Annotated in this window: 23 protein-coding genes; 13 read left to right on the forward strand and 10 right to left on the reverse strand. The window is 67.8% G+C overall.

The window, feature by feature from the left end; genetic code table 11:
* The 5 genes from AC3FNH_RS18160 to AC3FNH_RS18180 form a co-directional block, all read right to left on the reverse strand.
* Nucleotides 1–549, reverse strand: a 549-nt coding sequence (locus AC3FNH_RS18160) for a Rossmann-fold NAD(P)-binding domain-containing protein (protein WP_488721077.1), incomplete at its 3' end; no start/stop codon positions are given.
* Nucleotides 550–650: 101 nt separating this feature from the next.
* A complete protein-coding gene (locus tag AC3FNH_RS18165; protein WP_276102579.1) occupies nucleotides 651–1445 on the reverse strand; it encodes a TauD/TfdA dioxygenase family protein in 795 nt (264 codons plus the stop codon).
* 25 nt (nucleotides 1446–1470) lie between these two features.
* Nucleotides 1471–2442: a zinc-binding dehydrogenase gene (locus tag AC3FNH_RS18170; protein ID WP_488721078.1), complete on the reverse strand. Its 972-nt coding sequence runs from the start codon at nucleotides 2440–2442 to the stop codon at nucleotides 1471–1473.
* Nucleotides 2443–2506: 64 nt separating this feature from the next.
* On the reverse strand, nucleotides 2507–2872 hold the full coding sequence (locus tag AC3FNH_RS18175; protein WP_488721079.1) for a hypothetical protein: 366 nt from the start codon (nucleotides 2870–2872) through the stop codon (nucleotides 2507–2509).
* Nucleotides 2862–3323 carry a hypothetical protein gene (locus AC3FNH_RS18180; RefSeq protein ID WP_488721080.1) on the reverse strand — a complete coding sequence of 154 codons (462 nt, stop codon included), beginning with the start codon at nucleotides 3321–3323 and terminating at the stop codon, nucleotides 2862–2864. Before AC3FNH_RS18180 ends, AC3FNH_RS18175 begins: the two co-directional genes overlap by 11 nt.
* A gap of 207 nt (nucleotides 3324–3530) precedes the next feature.
* Between AC3FNH_RS18180 and AC3FNH_RS18185 the strand changes: the two genes are divergently transcribed.
* The 8 genes from AC3FNH_RS18185 to AC3FNH_RS18220 all read left to right on the forward strand — a co-directional run bounded on the left by AC3FNH_RS18185 (nucleotide 3531) and on the right by AC3FNH_RS18220 (nucleotide 13913).
* On the forward strand, nucleotides 3531–3821 hold the full coding sequence (locus AC3FNH_RS18185) for a UxaA family hydrolase (RefSeq protein WP_276102583.1): 291 nt from the start codon (nucleotides 3531–3533) through the stop codon (nucleotides 3819–3821).
* Nucleotides 3822–3826: 5 nt separating this feature from the next.
* The gene (locus AC3FNH_RS18190; protein ID WP_276102584.1) at nucleotides 3827–4981 is read left to right on the forward strand and encodes a UxaA family hydrolase; all 1155 of its coding nucleotides are present in this window, start codon (nucleotides 3827–3829) and stop codon (nucleotides 4979–4981) included.
* A 6-nt stretch (nucleotides 4982–4987) separates the two neighbouring features.
* The gene (locus tag AC3FNH_RS18195; protein ID WP_276102585.1) at nucleotides 4988–5692 is read left to right on the forward strand and encodes a GntR family transcriptional regulator; all 705 of its coding nucleotides are present in this window, start codon (nucleotides 4988–4990) and stop codon (nucleotides 5690–5692) included.
* Nucleotides 5689–6723 (forward strand): Ldh family oxidoreductase, encoded by a 1035-nt coding sequence (locus AC3FNH_RS18200; RefSeq protein WP_276102586.1) that lies wholly within the window; start codon nucleotides 5689–5691, stop codon nucleotides 6721–6723. The genes AC3FNH_RS18195 and AC3FNH_RS18200 overlap by 4 nt, the downstream gene beginning before the upstream one ends.
* A gap of 88 nt (nucleotides 6724–6811) precedes the next feature.
* Nucleotides 6812–10378, forward strand: coding sequence for an indolepyruvate ferredoxin oxidoreductase family protein (locus tag AC3FNH_RS18205; protein ID WP_488721081.1), 3567 nt, complete (start codon nucleotides 6812–6814; stop codon nucleotides 10376–10378).
* 74 nt (nucleotides 10379–10452) lie between these two features.
* Nucleotides 10453–11433 (forward strand): tripartite tricarboxylate transporter substrate binding protein, encoded by a 981-nt coding sequence (locus AC3FNH_RS18210; RefSeq protein ID WP_276102588.1) that lies wholly within the window; start codon nucleotides 10453–10455, stop codon nucleotides 11431–11433.
* A gap of 54 nt (nucleotides 11434–11487) precedes the next feature.
* Nucleotides 11488–12468, forward strand: a complete 981-nt coding sequence (locus AC3FNH_RS18215; protein ID WP_488721082.1) for a Bug family tripartite tricarboxylate transporter substrate binding protein — start codon at nucleotides 11488–11490, stop codon at nucleotides 12466–12468.
* Between the two features lie 116 nt (nucleotides 12469–12584).
* Nucleotides 12585–13913, forward strand: a complete 1329-nt coding sequence (locus AC3FNH_RS18220) for an MFS transporter (RefSeq protein WP_488721083.1) — start codon at nucleotides 12585–12587, stop codon at nucleotides 13911–13913.
* Nucleotides 13914–13981: 68 nt separating this feature from the next.
* Here AC3FNH_RS18220 and AC3FNH_RS18225 read toward each other — a convergent pair whose 3' ends face one another.
* A complete protein-coding gene (locus tag AC3FNH_RS18225) occupies nucleotides 13982–14317 on the reverse strand; it encodes a hypothetical protein (RefSeq protein ID WP_276102591.1) in 336 nt (111 codons plus the stop codon).
* Nucleotides 14318–14554: 237 nt separating this feature from the next.
* Here AC3FNH_RS18225 and hpnJ point away from each other — a divergent pair, with 237 nt between their 5' ends.
* From hpnJ to AC3FNH_RS18240, 3 genes are all read left to right on the forward strand, one after another.
* Nucleotides 14555–15976: a hopanoid biosynthesis associated radical SAM protein HpnJ gene (gene hpnJ, locus AC3FNH_RS18230; protein ID WP_276102592.1), complete on the forward strand. Its 1422-nt coding sequence runs from the start codon at nucleotides 14555–14557 to the stop codon at nucleotides 15974–15976.
* Between the two features lie 137 nt (nucleotides 15977–16113).
* A complete protein-coding gene (locus tag AC3FNH_RS18235) occupies nucleotides 16114–16581 on the forward strand; it encodes a hypothetical protein (protein ID WP_488721084.1) in 468 nt (155 codons plus the stop codon).
* 116 nt (nucleotides 16582–16697) lie between these two features.
* Nucleotides 16698–17546, forward strand: coding sequence for an IclR family transcriptional regulator domain-containing protein (locus AC3FNH_RS18240; protein WP_276102594.1), 849 nt, complete (start codon nucleotides 16698–16700; stop codon nucleotides 17544–17546).
* 124 nt (nucleotides 17547–17670) lie between these two features.
* On the opposite strand, the gene AC3FNH_RS18245 is transcribed toward AC3FNH_RS18240, so the two are convergent.
* From AC3FNH_RS18245 to AC3FNH_RS18260, 4 genes are all read right to left on the reverse strand, one after another.
* Complete coding sequence (locus tag AC3FNH_RS18245) at nucleotides 17671–18453, reverse strand: flagellar brake protein (RefSeq protein WP_276102595.1); 783 nt, start codon at nucleotides 18451–18453, stop codon at nucleotides 17671–17673.
* A 213-nt stretch (nucleotides 18454–18666) separates the two neighbouring features.
* Nucleotides 18667–19248 carry an RNA 2',3'-cyclic phosphodiesterase gene (gene thpR, locus AC3FNH_RS18250; protein WP_488721085.1) on the reverse strand — a complete coding sequence of 194 codons (582 nt, stop codon included), beginning with the start codon at nucleotides 19246–19248 and terminating at the stop codon, nucleotides 18667–18669.
* An 18-nt stretch (nucleotides 19249–19266) separates the two neighbouring features.
* Nucleotides 19267–19800 (reverse strand): methylated-DNA--[protein]-cysteine S-methyltransferase, encoded by a 534-nt coding sequence (locus tag AC3FNH_RS18255; protein ID WP_488721086.1) that lies wholly within the window; start codon nucleotides 19798–19800, stop codon nucleotides 19267–19269.
* Nucleotides 19797–21326 carry a DNA-3-methyladenine glycosylase 2 family protein gene (locus tag AC3FNH_RS18260; protein WP_488721087.1) on the reverse strand — a complete coding sequence of 510 codons (1530 nt, stop codon included), beginning with the start codon at nucleotides 21324–21326 and terminating at the stop codon, nucleotides 19797–19799. Before AC3FNH_RS18260 ends, AC3FNH_RS18255 begins: the two co-directional genes overlap by 4 nt.
* A 141-nt stretch (nucleotides 21327–21467) precedes the next feature.
* On the opposite strand from AC3FNH_RS18260, the gene AC3FNH_RS18265 reads away from it, so the two are divergent.
* Both AC3FNH_RS18265 and AC3FNH_RS18270 read left to right on the forward strand, forming a co-directional pair.
* On the forward strand, nucleotides 21468–24293 hold the full coding sequence (locus AC3FNH_RS18265) for a M16 family metallopeptidase (RefSeq protein WP_488721088.1): 2826 nt from the start codon (nucleotides 21468–21470) through the stop codon (nucleotides 24291–24293).
* 141 nt (nucleotides 24294–24434) lie between these two features.
* Complete coding sequence (locus AC3FNH_RS18270) at nucleotides 24435–24812, forward strand: PHA-granule associated protein 4 (RefSeq protein WP_276102600.1); 378 nt, start codon at nucleotides 24435–24437, stop codon at nucleotides 24810–24812.
* Nucleotides 24813–24860: the final 48 nt, after the last annotated feature.

Consider the following 24860-nt stretch of genomic DNA (forward strand, 5'->3'; position numbering starts at 1 on the left):
GGCCGTGGCGATCGCCTGCAGGCCGGCCACGCCGGCGCCGAGGATCAGCACGCGCGCGGCCTTCACGGTGCCGGCGGCGGTCATCAGCATCGGCATGAAGCGCTGATAGTGATGGGCCGCGACCAGCACGGCCTTGTAGCCGGCGATATTGGCCTGCGAAGAGAGCACGTCCATGCTCTGCGCGCGCGTGGTGCGCGGCGCGGCTTCGAGCGCGAAGGCCGTGATGCCGGCGGCGGACATGCGCGCCTTGTTCTCAGCATCGAACGGATTGAGCATGCCCACCAGCACCGCGCCCGGCTTCATGTGCGCCAGCTCGGTGATCTCGGGCGCGCGCACCTTCAGCACCAGTTGCGCGCCAAGGGCGTCGGCCGCGCTGCCGATGCGTGCGCCCGCGGCCTCATAGGCCGCATCCGGCTGGCTGGCCCGTACGCCGGCACCCGCCTGCACCACGACCTTGTGGCCTTGTGCGACGTACTTCTTGACCGTCTCGGGCGTGGCGGCGACGCGCGCCTCCCCCTCCCGGGTCTCAGTCGGGATCCCTATCTGCATTTCTCACTCTCCTGTGGACCGCGCCGTCCCGCGCGGGACGCAGTGCGCCGGGCAACGCCACTGGCCAATGGCGGCCAGGGCGGTGCCGGTATGGGTGCCGCTCAGCGGGGCACGTCGCCTTCGAGCGTCACGCGGTTGAGCACGCGCTCGGCATTGCCGTAGTCATGCACCGCGTAGTGCATGGTATTGCGGTTGTCCCACATGACCACGTCACCCTCCTGCCACATGTGGCGGTAGACGTTGTCCGGGGTGACCGAGTGCTCGTACAGGAAGTCGAGCAGCGGGCGGCTTTCCGCCTCGGTCATGCCTTCAATGCACTGCGCCGTGTCCGGATGGCCGACATAGAGTGCCTTGCGCCCAGTCTCCGGGTGCGTGCGCACGATCGGATGCACGGCCGAAGGCACCTTGTCCGAGCCCGTCATTTTTGCCAGGCGGGCGCCCGTGAAGCGCGCGCGCAGCCCTTCGATCAGGCGTTGCATCGTGGGCGACAGCCGCTCGTACGAGGCGTACTGGTTGCACCACATGGTGTCGCCGCCGACCGGGATCGTCACCGCCGACAGGATGGAGATCTTCGGCGGCACCTCGGTGTAGATCGAGTCGGAGTGCCAGGCCTCGGTGGAGGCGGTCTCTTTCGGGATCTTGGTGACCTGGAACAGTTCCGGGAATTCCGCCAGGCCCTTCAGCAGCGGGTTGCCCTGGACCGGCGTGCCCCACAGGCGCGCGAACGCCACCTGTGCCGCCGGCTGCAGGAACTGGCCGCGAAAGACCAGCATGCCGTACTCCAGGAAGGCCTGGTGCAGAACCTGGAAGGTGGCGTCATTGATCGGGTCGTTCAGGTTGACGCCGGTGACGGCGGCGCCCACGGAGCCGGTCAACGGCTTGATTTCGATGGTCATCATGTCTCCTCTTGTGTCGATGGCTTCAGTCGACCAGCAGCACGATCTTGCCGACGTGCTGGTCCTGCTTCATGTATTCGTGGGCCGCGCCGATGTCGGTCATGGCAAAGGTACGGTCGATCGGCAGCCGTACCTGGCCGGCGCGCAGGAACGGCAGCATGTCGCGCGCGCAGGCCTGGATGCACTCGAGCCGCTCTTGCTCGGTACGCGTGCGGAAGGTCACGCCGATCAGCTGCAGGCGCTTGAGCCACAGCATCGACAGGTCGATCTGGGCCGTGGCCGAACCGAGCCGTGCGATGTTCACCAGGCGACCCTTGACGGCAAGGCTCTTCATGTTGGCCTCGAACACCGGGCCGCCCACGGTGTCGATGATGATGTCGACACCCTTGTTGCCGGTCGCCGCCATGACCGCCTCGACCTGGTCGTCTTTCGACGCATCGATGCCGACATCCACGCCGTACTGGGTGAGCTTGTCCAGCTTGGCAGCCGAACGCGACGCGGCGATGACCGGCTTCGCGCCCATCAGCGAAGCAATCTGGATCGCGGCCATCGCCACGCCGCCCGAAGCGCCATTGATCAGCACCGACTCGCCGGCCTTGAGCTGCCCGTTGACCACCAGCGCGTCGTGCGCGGTGATGAAGACATTGGGGAAGGCCGCCGCGTCGATCCACGACATGCCGTCCGGCACGGCGATCAGCGCCATCGGGTCGGCCACTACATACTCGGCCTGGCAGCCGCGGCCATGACCCATGACGCGGTCGCCCTTGCGCCAGCCGTGCACGCCTTCGCCGACTTCGGCCACCTCGCCGGCGAACTCGACGCCGGTGGTGATGGTGTTGCCGCTGCGCAGCTCCTTCGCCTGGTTGATTTCCCCCCGGTTCAGGCCCGATGCGCGGACCCTCACCAGCACCTGGCCCGCCGCCGCGACAGGCACGGGAATATCCTGCACTTCAACCTTGCCGCCCTCCGGGCCTGGTACTACGCGGACTGCCTTCACTGTTGGCTCCTTGTCTGACTCTGTACTTGTCTCTTGATCTGTTTGCGGTTCACGCGCCGCCGGCTCACGTGGCGCCAAGCGCCGTCGCCCGGATCAGCGAAAGCAGCGTCAGCGCGCGTTCGGCCGCGGCTTCGCCGCCGGCGTGATTGCCGCGCACGTACGGCGCGCGGCTGTCCTCGATCGCGGCAAGCGCCGCAAGCGGCTTTTCCGCCGCCACCGCGAGTCGCCGGAATTCATTGACCGTCAGCAGGTAGCTGTGGAACACGTCCTGCTGCGGCGGCGTGGTGCCGAGCTTGTGCAGCAGCACATTCAGCCAGTGCGTGCCGGCCAGCATCGCGGCCTCGATCGTCATCTCGTGATCGGTTGGCCCGCACTTATGCATCGATGCCTCGATGCGGCGTGCAATCGCCATGTGTCCTTCAATGTCCACGCGCGCCTCCTTCCATGCGCTGTGCCAGCACGCGCAGGCACCGTTGCAGCGCCGCTTCGCAGTTCTGCGCGATCGCCTGCGTCGGCACCAGGCCTTCGCGCAGGCACGGGTCGCGGTAGTGCTCGATGCGCTCCATGTCTTCCATCATCGCGGCAATGTCCGCGGGCACCGGCGCCTCCACCTTCGGACGGCCGACGTGCAGCACGTCGCCAAGCGGCCGGAACGCCGCCTTCAGGCTGCCGTCCGGCTGCGGCACCAGATAGACCCCGGGCTGCGTCGGAAACATATCGTCGTCGAGCGTGATCCCGGCCTGGTGCAGTGCTGCATTGACCGCATGGGTTCCCGCCGTCATGCCCGCCCAGAACCACAGCTCGAAATCCTGGAGCGGATCCAGGCGCCCGCGCAACCCCTGCAGCTTCGCAATTTTCTCCAGGTGTGATGCCACCTTCATGCCTGTCCTCGGTTGTTGGAATCCGGTGCCGCACCCCGGCGGCCCCGTTGCTATGACGATAGACACGCGCACTGTCGATGTCAACAACTTCTATATAGGACTTCTACGTAAGAATAGTGGTTTTCTCGGGGGTAAGCGTGTTAATCCTTGACTAAGCCCGCAGCGATTCTCTACATTGCATCTCAACACCTATACAGGAGTTGATCAATGCCTCGAGCCATCGTACTCAACCCGGCCGACAACGTGGCCACCCTGCTGGACGCCGGCCATGCCGGTGACGCCTGCGCCCTGGAAGGCGAGCGGTCGGGAAAGCTGGTCCTGCTGCAGGACGTCCCGTTCGGCCACAAGGTATGCGTGGCCGACACCTCGGCGGGCCAGGAAATCCTCAAGTACGGCCAGGTCATCGGCCGCGCCAGCCACGCGATCCGTGCCGGCGAACACATGCATGTTCACAACATCGAGTCGGCGCGCGCGCGCGGCGACCTGCACAAGGGCTAAGACAGATGACAACCACCTTTCTCGGATACCCGCGCGAGAACGGCGCGGTCGGCGTACGCAACTGGGTCGCCGTGGTCTCGGTCATGGATAACTGCAACCCGGTCACGCGCGCCATCGCGCGCACCGTGGGCGGCTGCATTCCCGTGACCACGCTGTTCGTGCGCGGACAGTTCGGCGCCGATCTGGATTTCGCCTTCGAATCGCTGGCAGGCCTGGGCCGCAACCCCAATATCGCGTCGGTGCTGCTGGTCGGGCTGGAGCCGTCGTCCACCGAAGAAGTCGCGCGCCGCATCCAGGCCGCCGGCAAACCCGTCGAGCGCGTGCACCTGCAGCCCAACGGCACGGTCGATTGCATTGCCGAAGGCACGCGCAAGGCCGCGCAGCTTTCGCTCCGGGCGTCGCGCGCGCGCCGCGTGCCCTGCCCCGTGTCGTCGCTGGTGATCGGCGTGGAATGCGGCGGATCGGATACCACCTCGGGCCTGAGCTGCAACCCGGTGATCGGGCGCATGGCCGACCTCGTGATCGCCGAGGGCGGCACGGTGATCATCTCCGAGACCTCCGAATTCATCGGCGCCGATCACCTGTTTGCGGAGCGGGCCGCCAACGCACGCGTGCGCGAGGATTTCGTCACCGCCGTGCGCAACATGGAAAACCTGGCCATTTCGCGCGGCGTCGACATGCGCGAGGACCAGCCCTCGCCTGACAACAAGCGCGGCGGCCTGACCACGGTCGAGGAGAAGGCGCTCGGCGCCATGGCCAAGGCCGGCAACAGCCCGCTCGTCGGCGTGCTGCGCTACGGCGAGGCGCCGCAGAAGAAGGGCCTGCACTTCATGGACGCCCCGGCCGCGGCAGTGGAAAATCTGACTGCGCTTGCTGCCGGCGGGTGCCAGCTCACCTTCTTCGGCACCGGAGTGGGCAATCCGATCGGCAGCATGGTGGCACCGACCGTCAAGGTGTGCGGCAACGTCAATACGCTGCACACCATGGCCGACAACATTGACTTCGACGTCAGCGGGATCCTGCAGCACGGCGAGAAGATTTCGGACCTCGGCGATCAGCTCTATGCCTATGCGATGGACGTCGCATCGGGCACGCGGCTGACCAGCGAGGTGCTCGATATCCGGGAGACCGCGATCAGTCGATTCGCACTGAGCCTCTGAGCAACCATGACCAAACTCAACAGCGTCTCCGACGCGATCATCCGCTCCATCGAATCCGGCGCCCTGCGCGAAGGCGACCGCCTGCCGTCCGAAGGCGAGCTCGCCGCGATCCATGGCGTGAGCGTCGGGACCATTCAGAAGGCGCTGATCCGTTTGACGCACTCGGGACTGATCACGCGCGAGCAGGGGCGCGGCACCTTCGTGTCCGGCACGCGCGTGGCGCCCGCCGATGTCCGCTACCTGCGCTTTCGCGATGAAGACGGCAACGAACTGCCGTCCTACGTCCACGCGCGTTCGGTCAAGCGCATCAAGCGCAAGGGCCCGTGGTCGGAGTTCCTCGAAGGCGACGGCTACGTGCGCATCGAGCGCGTGATCAATGTCGGCGGCCGCTTCGACCTGTACAGCGAATTCTGGCTGCGCGAGGAGGACTTCGCGCAACTGGGCGGCCTGGACCGCGAGGCGCTGGAGAAGAACCTGCGCGAGCTGATCGGCCAGCGGCTGTCGCTGCCGACGCTGCGCGTGGACCAGTGGATCCGCTTCGGTCCGGCACCGGCAATCGCCGCGCGCGAGCTGGGGCTCGACGCCGAGGCGCCTGCCTTCATCATGGAAATGCGCGGCTACACGCTGCGCGACCAGCCACTCTATTACCAGTCGGTCTACGCCGCGCCGTTCACCGAGCGCCTGATGATCGTACGGGAGAAATCTTCATGACCACGCGATGGAGCGCCCAAAGCCTGGAGCGCTGGACTTCTGCTGTATTCGAATCGTGCGGCGTGGCGCCTGCGCATGCCGTCGAGGCCGCCACCGCGCTGGTGCGCAGCGAACTGCGCGGCTACAAGACGCATGGCATGACGCGCGTGCCGTCCTATGTCGAGCGCCTGCGCGCCGGTGACTTCAACCCGCGCGCCGCCATGTCGCACCGGACTTTCCCCGGCGGCATCGTGCTGGATGCCGATGGGGCCATGGGCCAGGTCGCCGGGCCGCATGCCGTGCGGCTGGGCCTCGCAGCGCTGGAATCGAGTGCCAGCGTACTGGTTGCCGTGCAGTCGTGCGGCCACCTGGGCGCACTGGGCATCCACGCACTGCTCGCGGCCGAAGCTGGCGCGTTCTGCATCGTCGGACAGCGCACGCCGCCCGTGCTAGGCATGGAGGGCTTTGCCCGCCCCGCCATCGGGCACAACCCGATCGCCTTCGGCTGCCCGTTGCCGGGCCAGGCCCCGATCGTGTTCGACGTGGCCTGCAGCGTCGCCGCGCGCGGCCATATCCTGCTCGCCGCGCGTGAAGGCAAACCCATTCCCCAAGGCTGGGCACTGGACGCCGACGGCCAACCGACCACCGATGCGCAGCGCGCGCTGGCCGGGTCGCTGCTGCCGACCGGCGGCCACAAGGGCATCGGCATCGCCATGATGGTCGAGTGCCTGGCCGGTGCGCTGGCCGCCACCGCAGGTTCGCTTGACCCCGCGCGCAACAGCGTCGGCAACGGCGGCGCGGTCGGTCGCCAGGGCGGCTTTGTCTGGCTGGTCCGTCCCGAGGCGTTTGCCGGCCAGGCGCTGTTCGCCGACTACATGGCGCAATGGACCGGCAACTACCTCGCTGCCGGCGGCAGCGAGGCAAGACTTCCCGGCCACCGGGGCGACCAGCTCGAACGTGAAGGCCGCGCGCACGGCATCGCCCTGCCCGAAGCCATCACACGCGAACTGGCCGGCCTTGGCCGGACCTTGAGCATCCCGTTCCCGGCCTAGCCGGATCCGCGACGACATCAACGATATCCGGGTCACCGGCAGACGCTGGCCGCCCCTACCCCACCCACACACAGGCGAAATCCGTCCCATGAACGCTCCAATCCTCCCCGACGCCGCCCGGAAAGCCATGGAGGCCGTGTCGATCGACGACAAGTACGCACTGGAATCCGGCCGCGCCTACATGAGCGGCGTGCAGGCCCTGGTGCGCCTGCCGCTGATGCAGCGCCGGCGCGACGCGCTGGCCGGCCACAACACCGCGGCGTTCATCTCCGGCTACCGCGGATCGCCGCTCGGCAACTATGACCAGGCCATGTGGCAAGCCAAGAAGATCCTGGCCGACAACCATGTCGTGTTCAAGCCCGGCGTCAACGAGGAACTCGGCGTTACCGCCGTATGGGGCTCGCAGCAACTCGACTTCGACGCGGCCAGCAAGAAGTACGACGGCGTGTTCGGCATCTGGTATGGCAAGGGTCCCGGCGTCGACCGCAGCGGCGATGCGCTCAAGCATGCCAACCTGGCCGGCACTTCGCGCCTGGGCGGCGTGATCGCGCTGGCCGGCGACGACCACGTATCCAAGAGCAGCACGCTGGCGCACCAGAGCGACCACACCCTCATCGCGTGCGGCCTGCCGGTGTTCTTCCCGTCGAATGTGCAGGACATCCTGGACCTGGGCGTGCACGCGTTCGCGATGAGCCGCTTCAGCGGCCTCTGGGCCGGCATGAAGACCGTGCAGGAGGTGGTGGAGTCGGGCGCCTCGGTGATTGCGGACCCGGACCGCGTGCGCATTCTCCTGCCGGAAGACTTCGCCATGCCCGAGGGCGGCCTGCACATCCGCTGGCCCGACGATCCGCTCGCGGCCGAGGCGCGCATGATGGAGTTCAAGTGGCCGGCGGCGCTCGCCTATGTGCGAGCCAACCGCCTGAACCGCAACGTGGTCGAAGGCCCCGATGACCGCCTCGGCATCATCGCCAGCGGCAAGGCCTACAGCGACACGCGCCAGGCCCTGCTCGACCTCGGCCTCGATGATGCAACCTGCCGCGCGCTCGGCATCCGCGTCCACAAGGTCAGCGTGGTGTGGCCGCTCGAGCCCGACAGCGTGCGCGCTTTCGCGCACGGGCTGCGCGAAGTGCTGGTGGTCGAGGAGAAGCGCCCGCTCATCGAACAGCAACTGAAGGACGAGCTTTACCACTATCGCGCCGATGCGCGCCCGGCCGTGTTCGGCAAATACCACCACACCGACGGTGCGGGCGGCGAATGGAGCCACCGCAAGCCGGCCGGGGACTGGCTGCTGCGCGCCAAGGCCGACCTGTCGCCGGCACTGGTCGCCAAGGCCATCGCGCAGCGACTCAAGGCACTGGGCGTGCCCGCCGACGTGGCCGCACGCATGGATGTTCGCCTGCAGGAAATCGAGGCCAAGGAACGCGCCACCGCGCAGGGCGATTCGCGCGCCGCCGACCGCCTGCCGTGGTTCTGCCCGGGCTGCCCGCACAACACCAGTACCAAGGTGCCGGAAGGCTCGGTCGCCACGGCCGGCATCGGCTGCCACGGCATGGTGGTGTGGATGGACCGCTCGACCACCTCGTGGTCGCAGATGGGTGGCGAAGGCGTGCACTGGATGGGCCAGGCGCCGTTCAGCAAGCGCAACCACATGTTCGCCAACCTCGGCGACGGCACCTACAACCACTCGGGCCTGCTGGCGGTGCGCCAGTCCATCCATGCCGGCGTGAACATGACCTACAAGGTGCTGTTCAATAGCGCGGTGGCCATGACCGGCGGACAGCCGGTGGATGGACAGCTTGATGTACCAGCCATGTCGCGCGAACTGGCCGCCGAGGGCGCGCGGCAGATCGTGGTGGTCACGGACGAGCCGGAAAAGTACAAGGGTGTCAGCAACCTGGCGGCCGGCGTCACGGTGCGCCATCGCGACGAGCTGGACGCGGTGCAGCGCGAGCTGCGCGAAGTGGCGGGCGTGACCGTGATCATCTACGACCAGACCTGCGCGACCAAGAAGCGCCGCGAGCGCAAGCGCGGCACCATGGCGGACCCCGCCAAACGCGTCGTGATCAACGAGCTGGTGTGCGAGGGCTGCGGCGACTGCTCCGTGGAAAGCAACTGCCTGGCCGTGCAGCCGGTGGAGACCGAGTTCGGCCGCAAGCGCAAGATCAACCAGGACACCTGCAACAAGGACTTCTCCTGCACCAAGGGCTTCTGCCCGAGCTTCGTCACCGTCGAAGGCGGCCAGCTCAGGAAGCCGTCGGCAGGCGGCAAGAACCAGCCCGTCCCGACCGATATCCCCATGCCCACGCTGCCCGATGCCGCCACGCCCCGGCGCATCGTCGTGGCCGGCATCGGCGGCACCGGCATCGTGACGATCGGCGGCGTGCTGGGCATGGCCGCGCACCTCGAAGGCAAGGGCGTGATCACGCAGGACGCCACCGGCATGGCGCAGATGGGCGGCTCGACCTGGAGCCACATCCAGATCGCCGCGAGCCCCGACGCCCTGCACGCCAGCCGCGTCGATATCGCGATGGCCGACCTGGTGATCGCCTGCGACACGGTGGTGGCCGCCAGCAAGGCATCGCTCGCGACCATGTCGCCGCAGCGGACCTACGTGGTGCTCAACAGCCATGTCACGCCGACCGCCGCGTTCGTGCGCAATCCGGACTGGGATCCGCAGACCGAGGATGCCGTCGGCCGCATTGCACAGGCCGTCGGCAGCGGCCAGGTCGGCAGCTTCGATGCCGAACAGGTCTCGAAGCAGGTCATGGGCCAGTCCATCTACGCCAACCTGATGATGCTGGGCTACGCCTGGCAGAAGGGCCGCGTGCCGCTGTCGCATGCCGCGCTGATGCGCGCCATCGAACTCAACGGCGTGCAGGTGGACAGCAACAAGGCCGCGTTCGAATGGGGCCGGATGTGCGCGCACGACATGTCGCGCGTCCCAGTGCGCGCCGCCAACGCGCAAGTGATCCAGTTCGTGCGCAAGCCGACGCTGGACGACCTGCTGGCCCGGCACGTCGAGTTCCTCACCGCCTACCAGCACCGCGCCTATGCCGCGCAGTACGAGGCCCTGGTCGACCGCGTCAGGATCGCCGAGTCCGTCACGGGTGGCACCCGCCTCTCCGAGGCCGTGGCGCGCTCGCTGTTCAAGCTGATGGCCTACAAGGACGAGTACGAAGTGGCGCGCCTGCACACCGACGCCGCGTTCCGCAAGCAGGTCGAGTCGATGTTCGAAGGCGACTTCCGCCTGGTGCACCACCTGGCGCCGCCGCTGTTCGCCAGGAAGAACAAGGATGGCGAGCCGCTCAAGGCTGCCTATGGTCCCTGGGTGCGCAAGGCGTTCGCGGTGCTGGCCCGCTTCAAGGGCCTGCGCGGCACCGCGCTCGACCCGTTCGGCTACACCGCCGAGCGCCGCGAAGAGCGCGCGCTGATCGCGGCATACCGCGACTGCGTCGAGGCGCTGCTGCCGAAGCTCTGCGCGCAGAACCTGGAGCTGGCGCTGGAAATCGCACGGCTGCCGATGGACATCCGTGGCTATGGCCATGTCAAGGCGCGCAACCTCGCTGCCACCCGCGTGCGCTGGGAACGACTGATGACGCAGTGGGAAAGCGGCGACGTCCGCAACGAAAACACCCGACCGACCGTGGCGGCCTGAACCGGACTGGTGTAAGCAAGGCCCCCGCTGCAAGGCGGCGCGGGGACCGCACAACGACAACGAGGAGACAAGTCATGACATCCGTACTGCACCGCGTCGGCCGTTCCCTGGGCGCCATTGCGCTCGCCGCCTGTGCCGCCAGCGCCCTGGCCCAGGGCGGCTACCCGAACCGGCCGGTCCGCATCATCGTGCCGTGGCCGGCCGGTGGTGGCGTCGACACCGTCACCCGCACGGTGGCCGAGAAGCTGAGCGCGAGCCTGGGCCAGCAGTTCGTGATCGACAACCGTCCCGGCGCGACCGGCAATATCGGCGCCGGCGCGGCAGCCAAGGCCCCGCCCGACGGCTACACGCTGCTGGTCGCCAGCGCGCCGATGGCCATCAACGCGAGCCTGCAGAAGAACCTGCCGTTCGACCTGGGCAAGGACTTCGCGCCGCTCGGGCTGATGGCGAGCTCGCCCTACATGCTGGTGGTCAGTCCCGCAATCGCGGGCTCGGTCAAGGAACTCGTCGCCCGTGCGAAGGCGGAGCCCGGCAAGCTCAGCTACGCGTCGGTGGGCCCCGGCACGCAGCAGAACGTGGTCGGAGAAGTCTTCAAGGAGATGGCCCAGGTCAATATCGTGCATGCGCCCTACAAGGGCGGCCCGCAGGCGCTCACCGACATGGTCGGCGGCCATATCCAGATGATGTTCCACGGTGTGCCGGCGGTGATGCCGTTCGTGAAGGGCGGCCAGCTCAAGGGCATTGCGGTGGCAAGCAAGCAGCGCCTGCCGCTGTTCCCCGAGATTCCGACCATGGCGGAGGCCGGCTTCCCCGGCATCGAGGCGAGCGAATGGTACGGGCTGGTGGCCCCGGCCGGCACGCCGAAGGACATCGTCGCGCTGCTGGGCAAGGAGATCGAGAAGGCGCTCAACGCGCCTGGCGTGCGCCAGCAACTGGCCAGCAAGGGCTACGAGCCGGCCAGCAGCAGTTCGCCCGGCGAGTTCGCGACCTTCATGGCGGCCGAGCAGAAGAAATGGGCGCTGGCCATCAAGCAGACGGGATTCCGGCTGGAATAAGCAGCGGCGCTCCGCCATGGCGGCGGAGCACGGACAAGAAGCAAGGAGACTGTCATGAAATTCCAGACGCGATGCAGGCGGCAAGCGCTTGGCGCGATCGGGCTCACGGCCATGATGATGACGGGGGCATGGGCGCAGGGCACCTATCCGAACCACCCCGTCCGCGTCATCGTGCCATGGCCCGCCGGCGGCAGCGTCGACATGGCCACGCGTGTGGTGGCCGAGCGGCTTTCCGGCGGCCTCGGCCAGCCGGTGGTGGTGGAGAACCGGCCCGGCGCGACCGGCAACATCGGCGCGGCCGCTGCCGCCAAGTCCGCTCCGGACGGCTACACCCTGCTGGTCGCGACCACGCCGATGATCATCAACCGTAGCCTGTCCGGCAACGCCACGGTGGACCTGTCGCGCGAGTTCGCGCCGATCGGCCAGCTGGTCAGCCTGAACTACGTCATGGTGGTCAATCCCGCGATGGCCGGCTCGGTACAGGAGCTGGTGGCGAAAGCCAAGTCACGCCCGGGGCATTACAGCTATGCCTCCTCGGGGCCCGGCACGCAGCTTCACCTGATCGGCGAATCCTTCAAGCGCGCGGCCGGCGTAGATCTCGTGCACGCGCCGTACAAGGGCGCGCCACCGGCGCTGGCCGACCTGGTCGGCGGGCATGTCCAGCTGATGTTCCCGGGTCTCCCCGTGGTGGAGCCCCTGCTGCGCGCCGGACAGCTCAAGGCGCTCGCGGTCGTGAGCACGCACCGGCTGCCGCAGCTGCCCGAGGTGCCGACGCTCGCGGAGGCCGGCGTCGCCGGCATCGACAGCAGCGAATGGTATGGCCTGGTGGCGCCCGCCGGCACGCCGCCGCAGGTGGTGGCCAGGTTGAGCGAGGAGCTGGGCAAGGCCATGCGCAACCCGGCCGTGCGGCAGCGCCTGACCAGCCAGGGTTTCGAACCGGCAGGCAGCACCCCGCAGGCATTCGCCGCCCTAATTGAAGCGGAACAGAAGAAATGGCCACTCGTTGTCCGGCGCGCCGGACTCCAGTCCGAATAGCAGGACTGGAGCGAGATCAAGCGAAAGGGACCGCCCGAGGCCCCTCATCGGACTAGGATTCAGACAACGCGGCAGCCTGACACGATTCACAGGCTGGCCGCGGCAGGAGACTTGCAATGCCCCTCGATCCCACCACCATGGCCGCACCGGCGCATCCGCCGGTTTCAAGCCAGGACGCGGACCAGAAGAAACCCATGTCGAAGGCGTCGGCCATTACGGCCATCACCATCGGCGGCGCGCTGGAGCTGTATGACTCCGGCGTCTACAACTTCTTCGCCACGCTGATCATTCCGCTCTACTTCCCCGTGGGCAACCCGTTCGGCCAGCTGCTGCTGTCGTTTGGCACGTTCGGCGCGGGCTACCTGATGCGCCCGCTCGGCGGCCTGGTGATCGGTGCCTATGCCGACCGCTTCGGCCGCAAGCCGGCGGTGCTGCTGTCGATGTGGCTGATGGCGTTCAGCGCGCTGATCCTGGTGGTGACGCCACCGTATGCGGCCTTCGGCATCATGGCACCGATCCTGATGATCGTGGCGCGGCTGGTGCAGGGCTTCGCGATCGGCGGCGAGATGGGCTCGGCCACCGCCATGCTGATGGAGTACGCGGACGAGCGTTCGCGCGGCTTCTACACGAGCTGGCAGACGGCCAGCCAGGGCATTGCCGCGGTCTTCGCCGCGCTGGTGGCACTCGGGCTCAGCCATACGCTGAGCGCCAGCGCCCTCGAGCACTGGGGCTGGCGCGTCGCGTTCCTGATCGGCATCCTGGTGATTCCCGTCGGCCAGGTGATCCGGCGCCGGCTGGAAGAAACGCTGGAGCCGCCTGCCCGCAAGAAGGCCGCCGCCGGCGGCTGGCAACTGATGCGCCTGCACTGGCGCGAGCTGGTGGCGAGCGTGCTGCTGATGACCGGCCTGGCCGCCGCGGTGCACCTGATCGCCTACTACCTGCCTAACTACGCCAGCTTCCAGCTGAACATCCCGCGCGGCGAAGCGGTCTGGGCCGGCTTTGTCGCCGCGGGCATGATGGTCATCTTCGGCCCGATCGCCGGATGGCTGAGCGACCGGGTCGGACGCCGCACCATGGTGTGGTGGTCGCGCGTGGCCTTGCTGGTGATGGCCTATCCGGCCTTCGTCCTGATCAATGCCTTCCCCTCGCTGACCTGCCTGCTGCTGGTGGTCGGTTGCCTGGCGATCCCGATGGCGATGACCTCGCCTGCCACGCTGGTGCTGGTCAGCGAGGTGCTGCCCCAGCGCCTGCGCGCCACCGGCATGGCGGTGACCTACTACGTCGCCATCGCGGTATTCGGCGGCTTCGCCCAGTTGTTCTCGACCGTGCTGATCCACATGACCGGCAGTCCCAATGCGCCGGCGTTCTACCTGATCGGCTGCGGCCTGGTCTCGCTGCTCGGGCTGGCGATGGTGCCGGAAACGCTGGGGCGGAAGCTTTCATGACGCGCGCGCTGCGCGCGGATTACCCGCGCATCAGGCTGCCCTGATGCGCGGCTGCTCGTCGGCCCTGTTCAAAGGTCCCCCTCCAGCAATACCCCTGCATCGCGGATCACTTGCAGGTAAGCGACCGTATCGCCGACGGCGGCGGCAGCCTGCTGCGCAAGTGTCCACACGCGCGTAGATCTTTCGGAGCTCGCCATCATCGATTCGAGCGCATCCGCATCAGCGAATCCGTGAGCCGCCGCCACGCCGAGAACGGCATCCAGGACGCGTCGGGCGGCGGCTCGGGCATCGACCGGCGCCAGCGGGGCCCGGTATGCGAGAAACCCTGCCATCAGCAGAAATTCGGCCGGACTGAGATGCCGGCCATTGCCCACGGGCACACCGGCTGTTCCGTCGTGATTCATGGCCACACATCACCTCCCGACTTGGAGCACCGAACGTTCTGAACGCGCGAAATCGTGTTGCCACCGCCGCTGGCCGCCGGGAGCGCTGTCGTGCGCCGCGCTGAGCGAGGAAAACATCGCAACGGATCCACCAAAATATAGTATCTTGAGCCGCATCCCGCTCCCTTGAATGCCGCTGCGTGCGTGCAGGCGGGTCGCTGATCGCAGTCATGCCGACTACTTTCTTCGAGGACATTTATGAAAACGCTGTTTCTGCAGGCACCTTCATATGACGGCTTCGATGGGGGAGCGGGCTCGCGCTTCCAGACGAAGCGCGAGATCCGGTCGTTCTGGTATCCGACATGGCTCGCCCAGCCCGCTGCGCTGGTCGAGGGCAGCCGCCTCGTGGATGCTCCGGCGGACGGCCTGTCGCTCGAAACGACGCTTGGCATTGCCGAGCAATACGAGCTGGTCATCATTCATACGAGTTCTCCGTCGTTCCCAAGCGACATTCAGTTCGCGGAACACCTGAAGCGGCGCAAGCCTGCGGTCCTCATCGGAATGGTCGGCGCTAAAGTGGCTGTCGATCCTCACGGCTCGCTTACCGCCAGTGATGCACTCGACTTCGTGTGCCGCGAAGAATTCGACTTCACCTGCCGCGACATCGCGCAGGGCCTCCCGTTCGCGTCCATTCTCGGGCTCAGCTATCGTCTGCCCGACGGCGCCATCATGCACAACGAAGGCCGGCCCATTCTCGAAGACATGGACCAGCTTCCGTTCGTCGCGCCCGTCTATAAGCGCGACCTGACGACCAGGAATTACTTCAGTGGCTATCTCAAGCATCCCTATGTGTCGCTCTACACGGGACGGGGCTGCAAATCCCGATGCACGTTCTGCCTGTGGCCGCACACGGTCGGGGGGCATCGCTATCGCACGCGTTCGGTCGAGAATGTTCTCGAAGAGGTGAAGTGGATCCGGGACAACATGCCCGAGATCAAGGAGATCATGTTTGACGACGATACCTTCACCGACCTCAGGCCGAGAGCGGAAGAGATCGCCCGCGGCCTTGGCAAGCTGGGCGTGACGTGGTCGTGCAATGCCAAGGCGAACGTGCCTTACTCGACCCTCAAGGTAATGAAGGAGAACGGCTTGCGGCTCCTCCTCGTCGGCTACGAATCCGGCGACGACAAGATTCTCGTCAACGTCAAAAAGGGCCTGCGCACCGATATGGCGCGCCAGTTCAGCGACGATTGCCGCAAACTCGGCATCAAGATCCACGGCACGTTCATTCTCGGGCTCCCCGGCGAGACGCACGAAACGATCAAGAAGACGATCGAGTACGCGAAAGAGATCAACCCCCACACCATCCAGGTGTCGCTCGCGGCGCCCTATCCGGGTACGGTCCTTCACAAGCAGGCGGTCGAGAACGGATGGCTGAATGACAGCAAGGTCATCACCCTCCTCAATGACTCCGGCACCCAGGCTTCGACCATCGGCTATCCGCACCTGTCGCGCGAAGAGATCTATCTTGGCGTGGAGGAATTCTACAAGCGGTTTTATTTCAGGCCATCGAAGATCTGGGAAATCGTGCGCGAGATGCTGATGAGCTGGGACATGATGAAGCGGCGCTTGCAGGAAGGCGTGGAGTTCTTCAAGTTTCTGCGCGCCCGCAAGGCATGAGGCAGGCGCGGCCGTGGCCGGGCGGAACAAGGTGCGGGCCGCCAGGCTGACGCAGGCACCGCGCCGGTCGTCGGGTCGCCGGTAGAATCGGGGCTTTGACCGCCGGGCGGCGCGCCCGGCACGCGCCGGAACCGTACGTGCCCTTCATCCTGCTCGGCCTCGCCCTCATTGGTGCCCTGATCTACGGCTATGTCCGTCTCTACCATGCCGTCGCCGCCGCGTCCGGCGTCCTTGCCGGAGCCGGCGCCGTCGCGCTCGGCGTAGCGCTGCTGGCCGCACTGGTCGCCGACGGCGTGCGGCGCTGGCGTGCCGTCCATGGCGTGCGCATCGGCGGCGAGCGCATCCTGTCGCTCGATGGCGCCTGGGGCAGCCTGCGCGTCGACGCGGAGCGCAAGCTCGGCACGGTGGCGCTGGGCGAGGCCCAATCGCGCTTCATCTTCGCGGACATCGCCGGCGCCGAGCCGGTCGCGGATGCGGGCGCCTGGGCGTTGGCCCTGCGGCTCGAGCACAATGCCCGGCCGCTCTGGCAAATCCCCATGCCCACGCGCACCCACGCGCGGCGCTGGGCCAAGATCCTCGCGCTCGCGGCGCAGCAGAAGCTCTGACGAAAGCGGGCCCGGCTGGCCCATGGCGGCGCCCCGTGCCCCATTCCCGCAAAACCGCTGGCCTGCGGCGCCGACTCCGTTTAAGATTGCGCGATTATCGAACAAAGCAAGACACAATGGAGACTACCCGCCCCCTTGGCATCGGCCAGGCCCAGGCCGATACGGTCCGCGTTGCCCGCCCCCAGTCCGACCTGCTCGGCAGTTTCTCCGGCGACCCGAACTTCATGCTGTCGCTCGCGCGCGGCCTGACCGTGCTGGAAGCGTTTTCCGAGCGCAAGCGCCCGCTGACGATCTCGCAGGTGGCGCAGCGCACGCAGCTGTCGCGCGCGTCGGTGCGCCGCTGCCTGTACACGCTCGAGCAGCTCGGCTACGTGAGCCAGCAGGACGGGCAGTTCGCGCTGCGCCCGCGCGTGCTGCACCTGGGGCATGCGTATTTCTCGTCGACGTCGATGGTGTCGCTGTCGCAGCCGATCCTCGACAACCTGAGCGCGCGCATCCACGAGACCTGCACGCTGGCCATCCTGGACGGCACCGACATCCTGTACCTGGTGCGCTCGGAAGTGCAGCGCGTGGTCAACTATTCGCTCGGCATGGGCAGCCGGCTGCCGGCCTATTGCACGTCCAACGGGCGCCTGCTGCTCGCGCACCAGCCGGCGTCGGTGCTCGACGGCTTCTTCGAGCATGCGGAACTGCGGCCGCGCACGCTGCAGACCAAGGTGTCGCGCCAGGAACTGGAGAGCTGCTTCGAGCGCGCCCGGGAACTGGACTACGTGATTGTCGATGAAGAGCTGGAACCGGGCCTGCGCGCAATCGCGGTGCCGGTGCGGTCGGCCGCCGGCATCGTGCTGGCAGGCATCAGCGTAAGCGTGCGCGCCGCCAAGGTGACGGAGGCCGAGATGGTGACGCGCCTGCTGCCGCCGATGCGCGAAGCCGCCGCGGCCATCGGGCGGCTCATTACGTCGTGATTACGTCGTGATTACGTCCTGATCACGGCGTGAACAGGCGGGCAGGGCTCGGCATGGCCTCGGTCAGGCCGAAATCCGCGATGCGCTGCGGCAGCGGCCGGCCCTGCGCGCAAACCGTGGCGCCTCAGCCGCGGTGCGCAAGCTCCAGCGAGAACACCAGCCGCTGCAGGAAGTTCTCCATGCGGCCGTCCGGGTTCACGAAGGCGCAGCCGTAATGATGGATGGCGCTGTCGTCGTTGCCGACCAGCCAGTGCCCGACGACCTGGAGGTCGATGTCGACCTTGCCCAGCTCGCGGAAGTCCAGCCGGCAGCGGCTCACCATGGTGCCGACCGGCAGCCGGTCCTCGCCCACGGTCTTGGAGCGCAGGCCCACGCCAGAGAGCGACAGGTCGGCGACATCAAGGGCCAGCACGCTGTTGTCCGGGTTGCGGATTTCGCAGCGGTAGCCTTTGGTCACCAGCGTGCGGGCGCGGAAATGGCGGCGGCGCTGGAAATGGTAGAGCTTCTCGGGAAACTCCACGACGAAGGCAGGGCCCTCCTCGTAGCGCGTGGCCGCCGGGCGGCCGACCATGAAGTTGACCGGCACGCCGCGCAACAGGCCCGAGAACGCGTTCTCGTCCGAGGTCATCAGCGCCTGGCGCTCGGCATCGGCATTGCACCAGTCGAAGATGAAGGTGCGGCTGACCGGATCGATGTGCAGGACCGAGGTCACGAACTGATGACCGGTGCGCGTGCGCACCGTGATCAGGCACTTCTGCCAGGACAGGTCGCGCAGCACCGTGCCAATCTGCGAGGTGTGGGTCAGGCGGTAGCGCTCGTCGGGCTGCGCCGCGCCCGCCTGCGCATCGATTTCGTCTTGCGCGCCGGAACCGGCTTGGGTGGACTCGGAAGAATCTTGGAGGCTCATGAAATCACGCAACATCAGAATGGCAGCGCCGCACGTGGCAAGGCAGGCGTCGCGGCAAGATCGGCTTGCGCCCGAGCGCCGCATATTAAGGGGACGCTGCATTCGACGGCAAGACTCATGGCATGGGCTTCGGCATTCTGTGGCAAAACTTGAGCACAGACTTTTGAGGGGTAGCGTTCGCGCCGCTTTCGCGCTGCGGCGGGCGGATTCCGCTCACGCAGAAACGGGTACGCCAGGCACGATATAAGCGTCATCGGGGGCCGTGAGCGGCCACGCGCCTATCGCCGCATGCGTGGCACCGTGCCGGTCAAGGCGGCTCTCGAACAGGACGAAGCGCCGCGCCTGCCAGGACGGTACGGCAAGCTCGCGGTGCGCGGCGACCCAGTCGCGCAGCATGGCATCAGGGACCGTGGGGCGGCACCGCGCGAGTGTCAGGTGTGCCCGGAACTGCCTCCGTTCGGGCGCGATGCCCGCGGACTGCAGGGCATCGGTCATGGCCGCATAGAGCGCGTCAAGCGCGGGACAGGGCGCAAGGCCGGCCCACAGCACGCTGCCCTGCTGACCGCGGAAGCGCCCGGCACCGGCTACGCGCATCGAGAAATCCGCTGCGTGCACCGTGCCGAGCGCGGCGGTAATGCGCTCGGTCTGCGCAGCCTCGCATTCGCCCAGGAAGCGCAAGGTCAGGTGCACCTGCGCCACGGGCGTGGGGCGGATACCGCTTGCCGCCGGGACGAGCCCGACCAGATGCGCCGCCACCGGCGGCGGCGTTTCCACGGCGACGAACAGGCGGGCCACGCCGGCTGCGCTGCCGCGCTAGGCGAGGGCGAGCGCCGACTGCTGCATGATCGGCAGGCGTGCCGCCGCAGCGTGGCTTTCGAGCCGCAGCAAGGCGCGCTTGCGGTCGGTACCGCCGGCATACCCGGTCAGGTCGCCGTCCGCGCCCAGCACGCGGTGGCACGGCACGATCACCGACAGCGGATTGCGCCCCACCGCGCCGCCGACTGCCCGCACGTGGCCATGCGGCAGTTCGAGCTGCCGCGTCAGCTGGCCGTAGGACACCGTCGCGCCGAACGGAATGGTGCGCAGCGCCTCCCATACACGTAGCTGGAAGGCGGTGCCAGCCGGCCGCATCGGCACGGAGAACGCTTCGAGCGTGCCGTCGAAGTAGGCCGCGATCTGCGCGGCCGTCTCGTCGAACACGCGCCCGGCGCTTGCGGGCGTTGCCCCGGGCTGCGCGTCGCGCGGATAGTACTTCTGCCCCTCGAAATAGACGCCCGTCAGGAAGCTGCCATCCGCGCGCAGCAGCATGGCCCCGAGCGGGCTGTCGATCAGGCGGTAGCTGGTCATGTCGTCACCTCGGTATCGGAATTGGCAGGAGTCATGTCCGGCAAAGGTATCACCGCGCCATCGCCCTGCGCTTTCATCGCTTCATAGCGATGCCACAGGTGGACGGCCGCGTACGCGCGCCATGGCGCCCATTGCGCGGTGCGTGCCTGCATGGCGCGTACGGTATTCACGCCGAGCACCCTTCGCAGCGCGTAGTCGGTACCCGGGAACGCGTCGGGCCACCCTAGCGCGCGCATGGCGACGTACTGCGCGGTCCAGTCGCCGATCCCGTCGATCTCGCGCAGCGCGGCCACGGTCTGTTCGGGCGCCGTGTGCGGCTCCAGCGGCAAGGCACCACTGGCGACCCGCTGCGCGAGCGCGCGCAGCGTGCGCGCCTTGCCCGGCGACACGCCTGCGCCGGCCAGGGCTGCATCGGACAGCGCGGCCAGCGCTGCGGCCGACGGAAAGCCATGCTGCAACGGCACGCACCCGCCGATGGGCATGGCCGGCGCCGGCAAGGCCTCTCCCGCCACCTGCGCCAGCCGTGCCAGGATGCGCCGTGCCTGCACCACAGGAATCACCTGGCCGATCACGGCGCGTACCGCGATCTCGAAGCCGTCGACACTGCCCGGCAGGCGCATGCCCGGCACGTCGCCAGCCAGCTCGCCAAGATGGCGGTCGACGATGTCGGGCCGGCAGCCCAGGTCGCACAGGCGCCGCACCTTGCCCAGGGTCTGCGGAATCACGCGCGCGAGCGAGGCCGACACGGTGACGCGCAGCACCATCCGCCCGGGCACATGATCCAGCCGCAGCCAGCCGCGGTGCGCGACGCCGCCGCTTTCCACCGCGAGCGTGCGGGCATAGGCGCCATCGCGCACTTGTTCGATGCCATCCACCGCGCGCACGGCCAGGAAACCCAGCAGCGCCTCCCACGCCAGCGGCGGCCGGTAGCCCAGCTCGAATACCAGCCGGTCGGCCACGCCTTCGGACGTGCGCTTGCGCAAGGCCATCGGCGTCAGGCCGTAGCGGGTGCGCAGCACGTCGTTGAAGCGCCGCACGCTGCCGAAACCCGCTGCCAGCGCCACTTCGGTCACGGGCAGCACGGTGTCCGTCAACAGCCGCTTGGCCAGCAACAGGCGCTGCGTCTGCACGTACTCCAGCACCGATACGCCGAACTGCGCGGTGAACAGGCGGTGCAGGTGGCGTTCGGTCACGCCGATGCGCGCGGCCAGCGCGGCCACGCCGGCATCGGCCATGAAGCCCTCGTCGATCAGCGTGGCGGCGGCCTGCGCGAGACGGCCGGAAAGATCGGCCAGCCCGTGCCCGGGCGCCAGTTCGGGACGGCAGCGCAGGCACGGACGGAAGCCTTGCTTTTCCGCCGCTGCGGCGCTTTCGTAGAAGGTGCAGTTCTCGCGTTTCGGGGTACGCACCGCGCACACGGGCCGGCAATAGATGCCCGTGGATGACACGCCGACGAAGAAGCGGCCGTCGAAGCGCCGGTCGTGCGAGGCCACGGCCTTGTAGCAGGTATCGGGATCGAGTTCCATGCAGGCATGCTACCGCTTCGGGCACGCGCGCACCCGCCGGATTCGGACATTCCCCTGTGGCCAGCGACCGTGCCATGGTGCACAGTCTGAGCCACGGAGTCCGGCTAGAATCACCAGCCTGCGATGTTTCCCGGAGATTCCATGCGCCCAGCCAAACCGCTCCCGCTGACCTGCTCGCTCGCGCTCGCGGGCCTGCTATGGCTGGGCCTGCCGGCGGCGGCCACGGCGGCGCCGGTGGCTTCGGCCGCTTTGGCGCAGGCGGGCGCAAGCGCGGCCGAGGTCACCTCGGTCGAGGGCATCACCGAGTTCCGGCTCCCCAACGGCCTGCGCATCGTGCTGGCGCCCGATGCGGCCAAGCCGACCACCACGGTCAACATGACCTACCTGGTCGGCAGCCGCCACGAGAACTACGGCGAAACCGGCATGGCGCACCTGCTCGAACACTTGCTGTTCAAGGGCACGCCTGCGCTGCCGGGCAAGGCCATCCCGACCGAGTTCGCGCGGCGCGGCATGTCCTCCAACGGGACCACGGCACAGGACCGCACCAACTATTTCGAGACCTTCACCGCCAGCGACGACAACCTCGACTGGGCGCTGCGCATGGAGTCGGACCGCATGGTCAACAGCTTCATCTCGCGCGCGGACCTGGACAGCGAGATGACCGTGGTGCGCAACGAGATGGAGATGGGCGAGAACAGTCCCGCCCGCATGCTGATCCAGCAGATGATGGCCGCCTCGTACCGCTGGCATAACTATGGCAAGGCGCCGATCGGCGCGCGCAGCGACGTGGAGCAGGTCAGCATCGACAACCTGCGCGCGTTCTACCGCCGCTACTACCAGCCCGACAACGCGGTGCTGGTGGTGGCCGGCAAGTTCGATCCGGCCTGGACGCTCGCGCGCATCGAGCGCTATTTCGGCCCGATCGCGCGCCCGGCGCGCGTGTTGCCACCCGAGCATACCGTGGAGCCAGCGCAGGAAGGCGCGAAAGAACTGGTCGTGATGCGGCCCGGCGACAGCGGGCTGGTAGCGGCGCAGTACCACGTCAGCCCCGGTGCCCACCCCGACGCGACAGCGCTGTCGATGCTGACCATCATCCTTGGCGACACGCCCGGCGGGCGCCTGTACAAGGCGCTGGTGGAACAGAAGAAGGCCACCTCGATCGGCACCTCGTTCAGCGCGATGAAAGACCCGGGCACGCTGCTGTTCATGGCCGAAACCGCGAAGGACCAGCCGATGGCGCCGGCACGCGCGGCGCTGATCACGCAGGTCGAGGGCTTCGCCGAAGCGCCGGTCACGCCCGAAGAGCTGGAACGTGCGCGCGTGCGCATGCGCAATGCCTACGAGCACTACATGAACGACCCGGGCGCGCTCGGCATTGCGCTGTCGGAGGCCATTGCCAAGGGCGACTGGCGCCTGTTCCTGATCGCACGCGACCGCATCGAGACCGTGACGCTCGAAGACGTGCAGCGCGTCGCGCTCAATTACTTCCAGGCGTCGAACCGCACGGTCGGGCTGTTCCTGCCGCAGGACAAGCCGCCGCGTGCGCAGATTCCCGAGACTCCGGACGTGGCCTCGCAGGTGCGCGGCTACCAGGGCAAGCCGGCGCTGGCGGCAGTGCCGGCGTTTGACCCGAGCCCGGCCAATATCGAAGCCCATACGCGGCGCCAGACCCTTGCCAACGGCATGCAGCTGGCGCTGCTGCCCAAGCCCACGCGCGGCAGCGTGGTCAATGGCACGCTGATCCTGCGCATGGGCGATGTGCAGAGCCTGCAGGGCCTGACCACGGTGGGCAGCCTGACGGCATCGATGCTCAAGCGCGGTACCGGCACCATGGACCGCCTGCAGCTTGCCGACCGCATCGAAGCCCTGCGTGCGCGCGTCATGATCTCGGGCGGCTCCGAGCGCGTCACCGTAAGCTTCGAGACCCGGCGCGAGCAACTGCCCGAACTGCTGGCGCTGGTGCGCGACATGCTGCGCACGCCAAGCTTCCCGCAGGCCGAGTTCGATACGCTGCGCAACACCACCATTGCCGAGATCGAAAGCGTGCGCCGGCAGCCGGGCGTGATGGCCTCCGACGCGCTGGGCCGCCATGGCGATCCCTACCCCGCCGGCGACCCGCGCCACGCGTCCACCTTCGACGAGAGCATTGCCGCGCTCAAGGCCGCCACGCTGGACCAGGTGCGCGATTTCCACGCGCGCTTCTATGGCGCCGCCAATGCGCAGCTCAGCCTGGTGGGCGACTTCGACGCCGACGCGGCCACCGCCCAGGCGGGCGAGCTGTTCGGCGACTGGCGCGCGCAGCAGCCGTTTACGCGCGTGGACAGGCCCTTCGTGCCAATTGCCGCGGCGGACTTCACACTGGCCACGCCCGGCAAGGCCAACGCGGTCTACCTGGCAGCCGAGCCGATCGACCTGACCAGTGACCAACCCGACTACGCGCTGATGCTGATCGCCAACCGCGTGTTCGGCGGCGGCTCGCTGCGCAGCCGCCTGGCCGACCGCCTGCGGCAGAAGGAGGGGCTCAGCTATGGCGCATCGAGCTGGGTCAATGTGGGTGCGCTGGACCGCGCCGGCCGCTTCGGCCTGCAGGCGCAATATGCCCCGCGGAACCTGGAACGCCTGCAGCGTGCCGTGGCCGAGGAACTGGAGCGCTTCGTGCGCGACGGCATCAGCGCCCCTGAACTGTCCGAAGCCGTCAGCGGCATCCTGCAGCAGGGCATGGTCAGCCGCAGCAGCGACAGCGCTCTGGCCGACGCGCTGGCCAACCAGCTTTACCTGGGCCGCACCATGGCCTACACCGAGGAGCTGGAGGCACGCCTGCGCGCAGCCACGCCCGAAGCGGTCAACGCCGTGATCCGCAAGTACGTGCGACCGTCCGGGCTGTCGCAGGTCTACGCGGGAGATTTCGGTACTGTACCGGCTCCCGACGGGGCCGCAGCGGGCGAGGCGCCGGCCGCGCGTCCATAGCCACTGTCACGCAAGCGAAAAGGAGACAGGCCAGAATGGGCCGACGCGCCGGCATCCGGGCGCCGGAACCAGGCACGCCCCTTGCCGTGCCCTGGCGTTGACTGTATATTCGTACAGTATAAGTAGAGACAAGAGGTGTGGATGTCAAACGTGCGGGCTGGCAGCAAGGCGGAGGCGCTCCGGCTTCTCGCCGCGGAAGGAGTGCTGGCGCTGGAGCTGGACTACGAGACCGGATGGCAGGACGCCGTCGAACTCGGCAGGCTCGGGGAAAAGCGCGGCATCAAGGTGCAGTATCGCGGCCAGGAAAGTGTCGCCGTACGCTCGCGCGAAGCGCTGATCGAGGGCCTCGCCAAGGTCAAGCCAACGTTCCGGCAACGTAACCTTTACTGTCAGTTTGACCTCGGCACGCTGACGGACCACGAATTGCTCGACCTCGAAGCCAAGGCCACGCGGCTCGGCGACTACATTCTTGCCGGACACCTGCTGCGGGACGTGGACAGCGTCTGGCCCGCCGAATAAGGCCCGGGCGCCGGATCCCGCCGGATCCGAATCCCCCAAAAACAGGCA

This window comes from Cupriavidus sp. 22TCCZM01-5 (genome assembly GCF_057798915.1).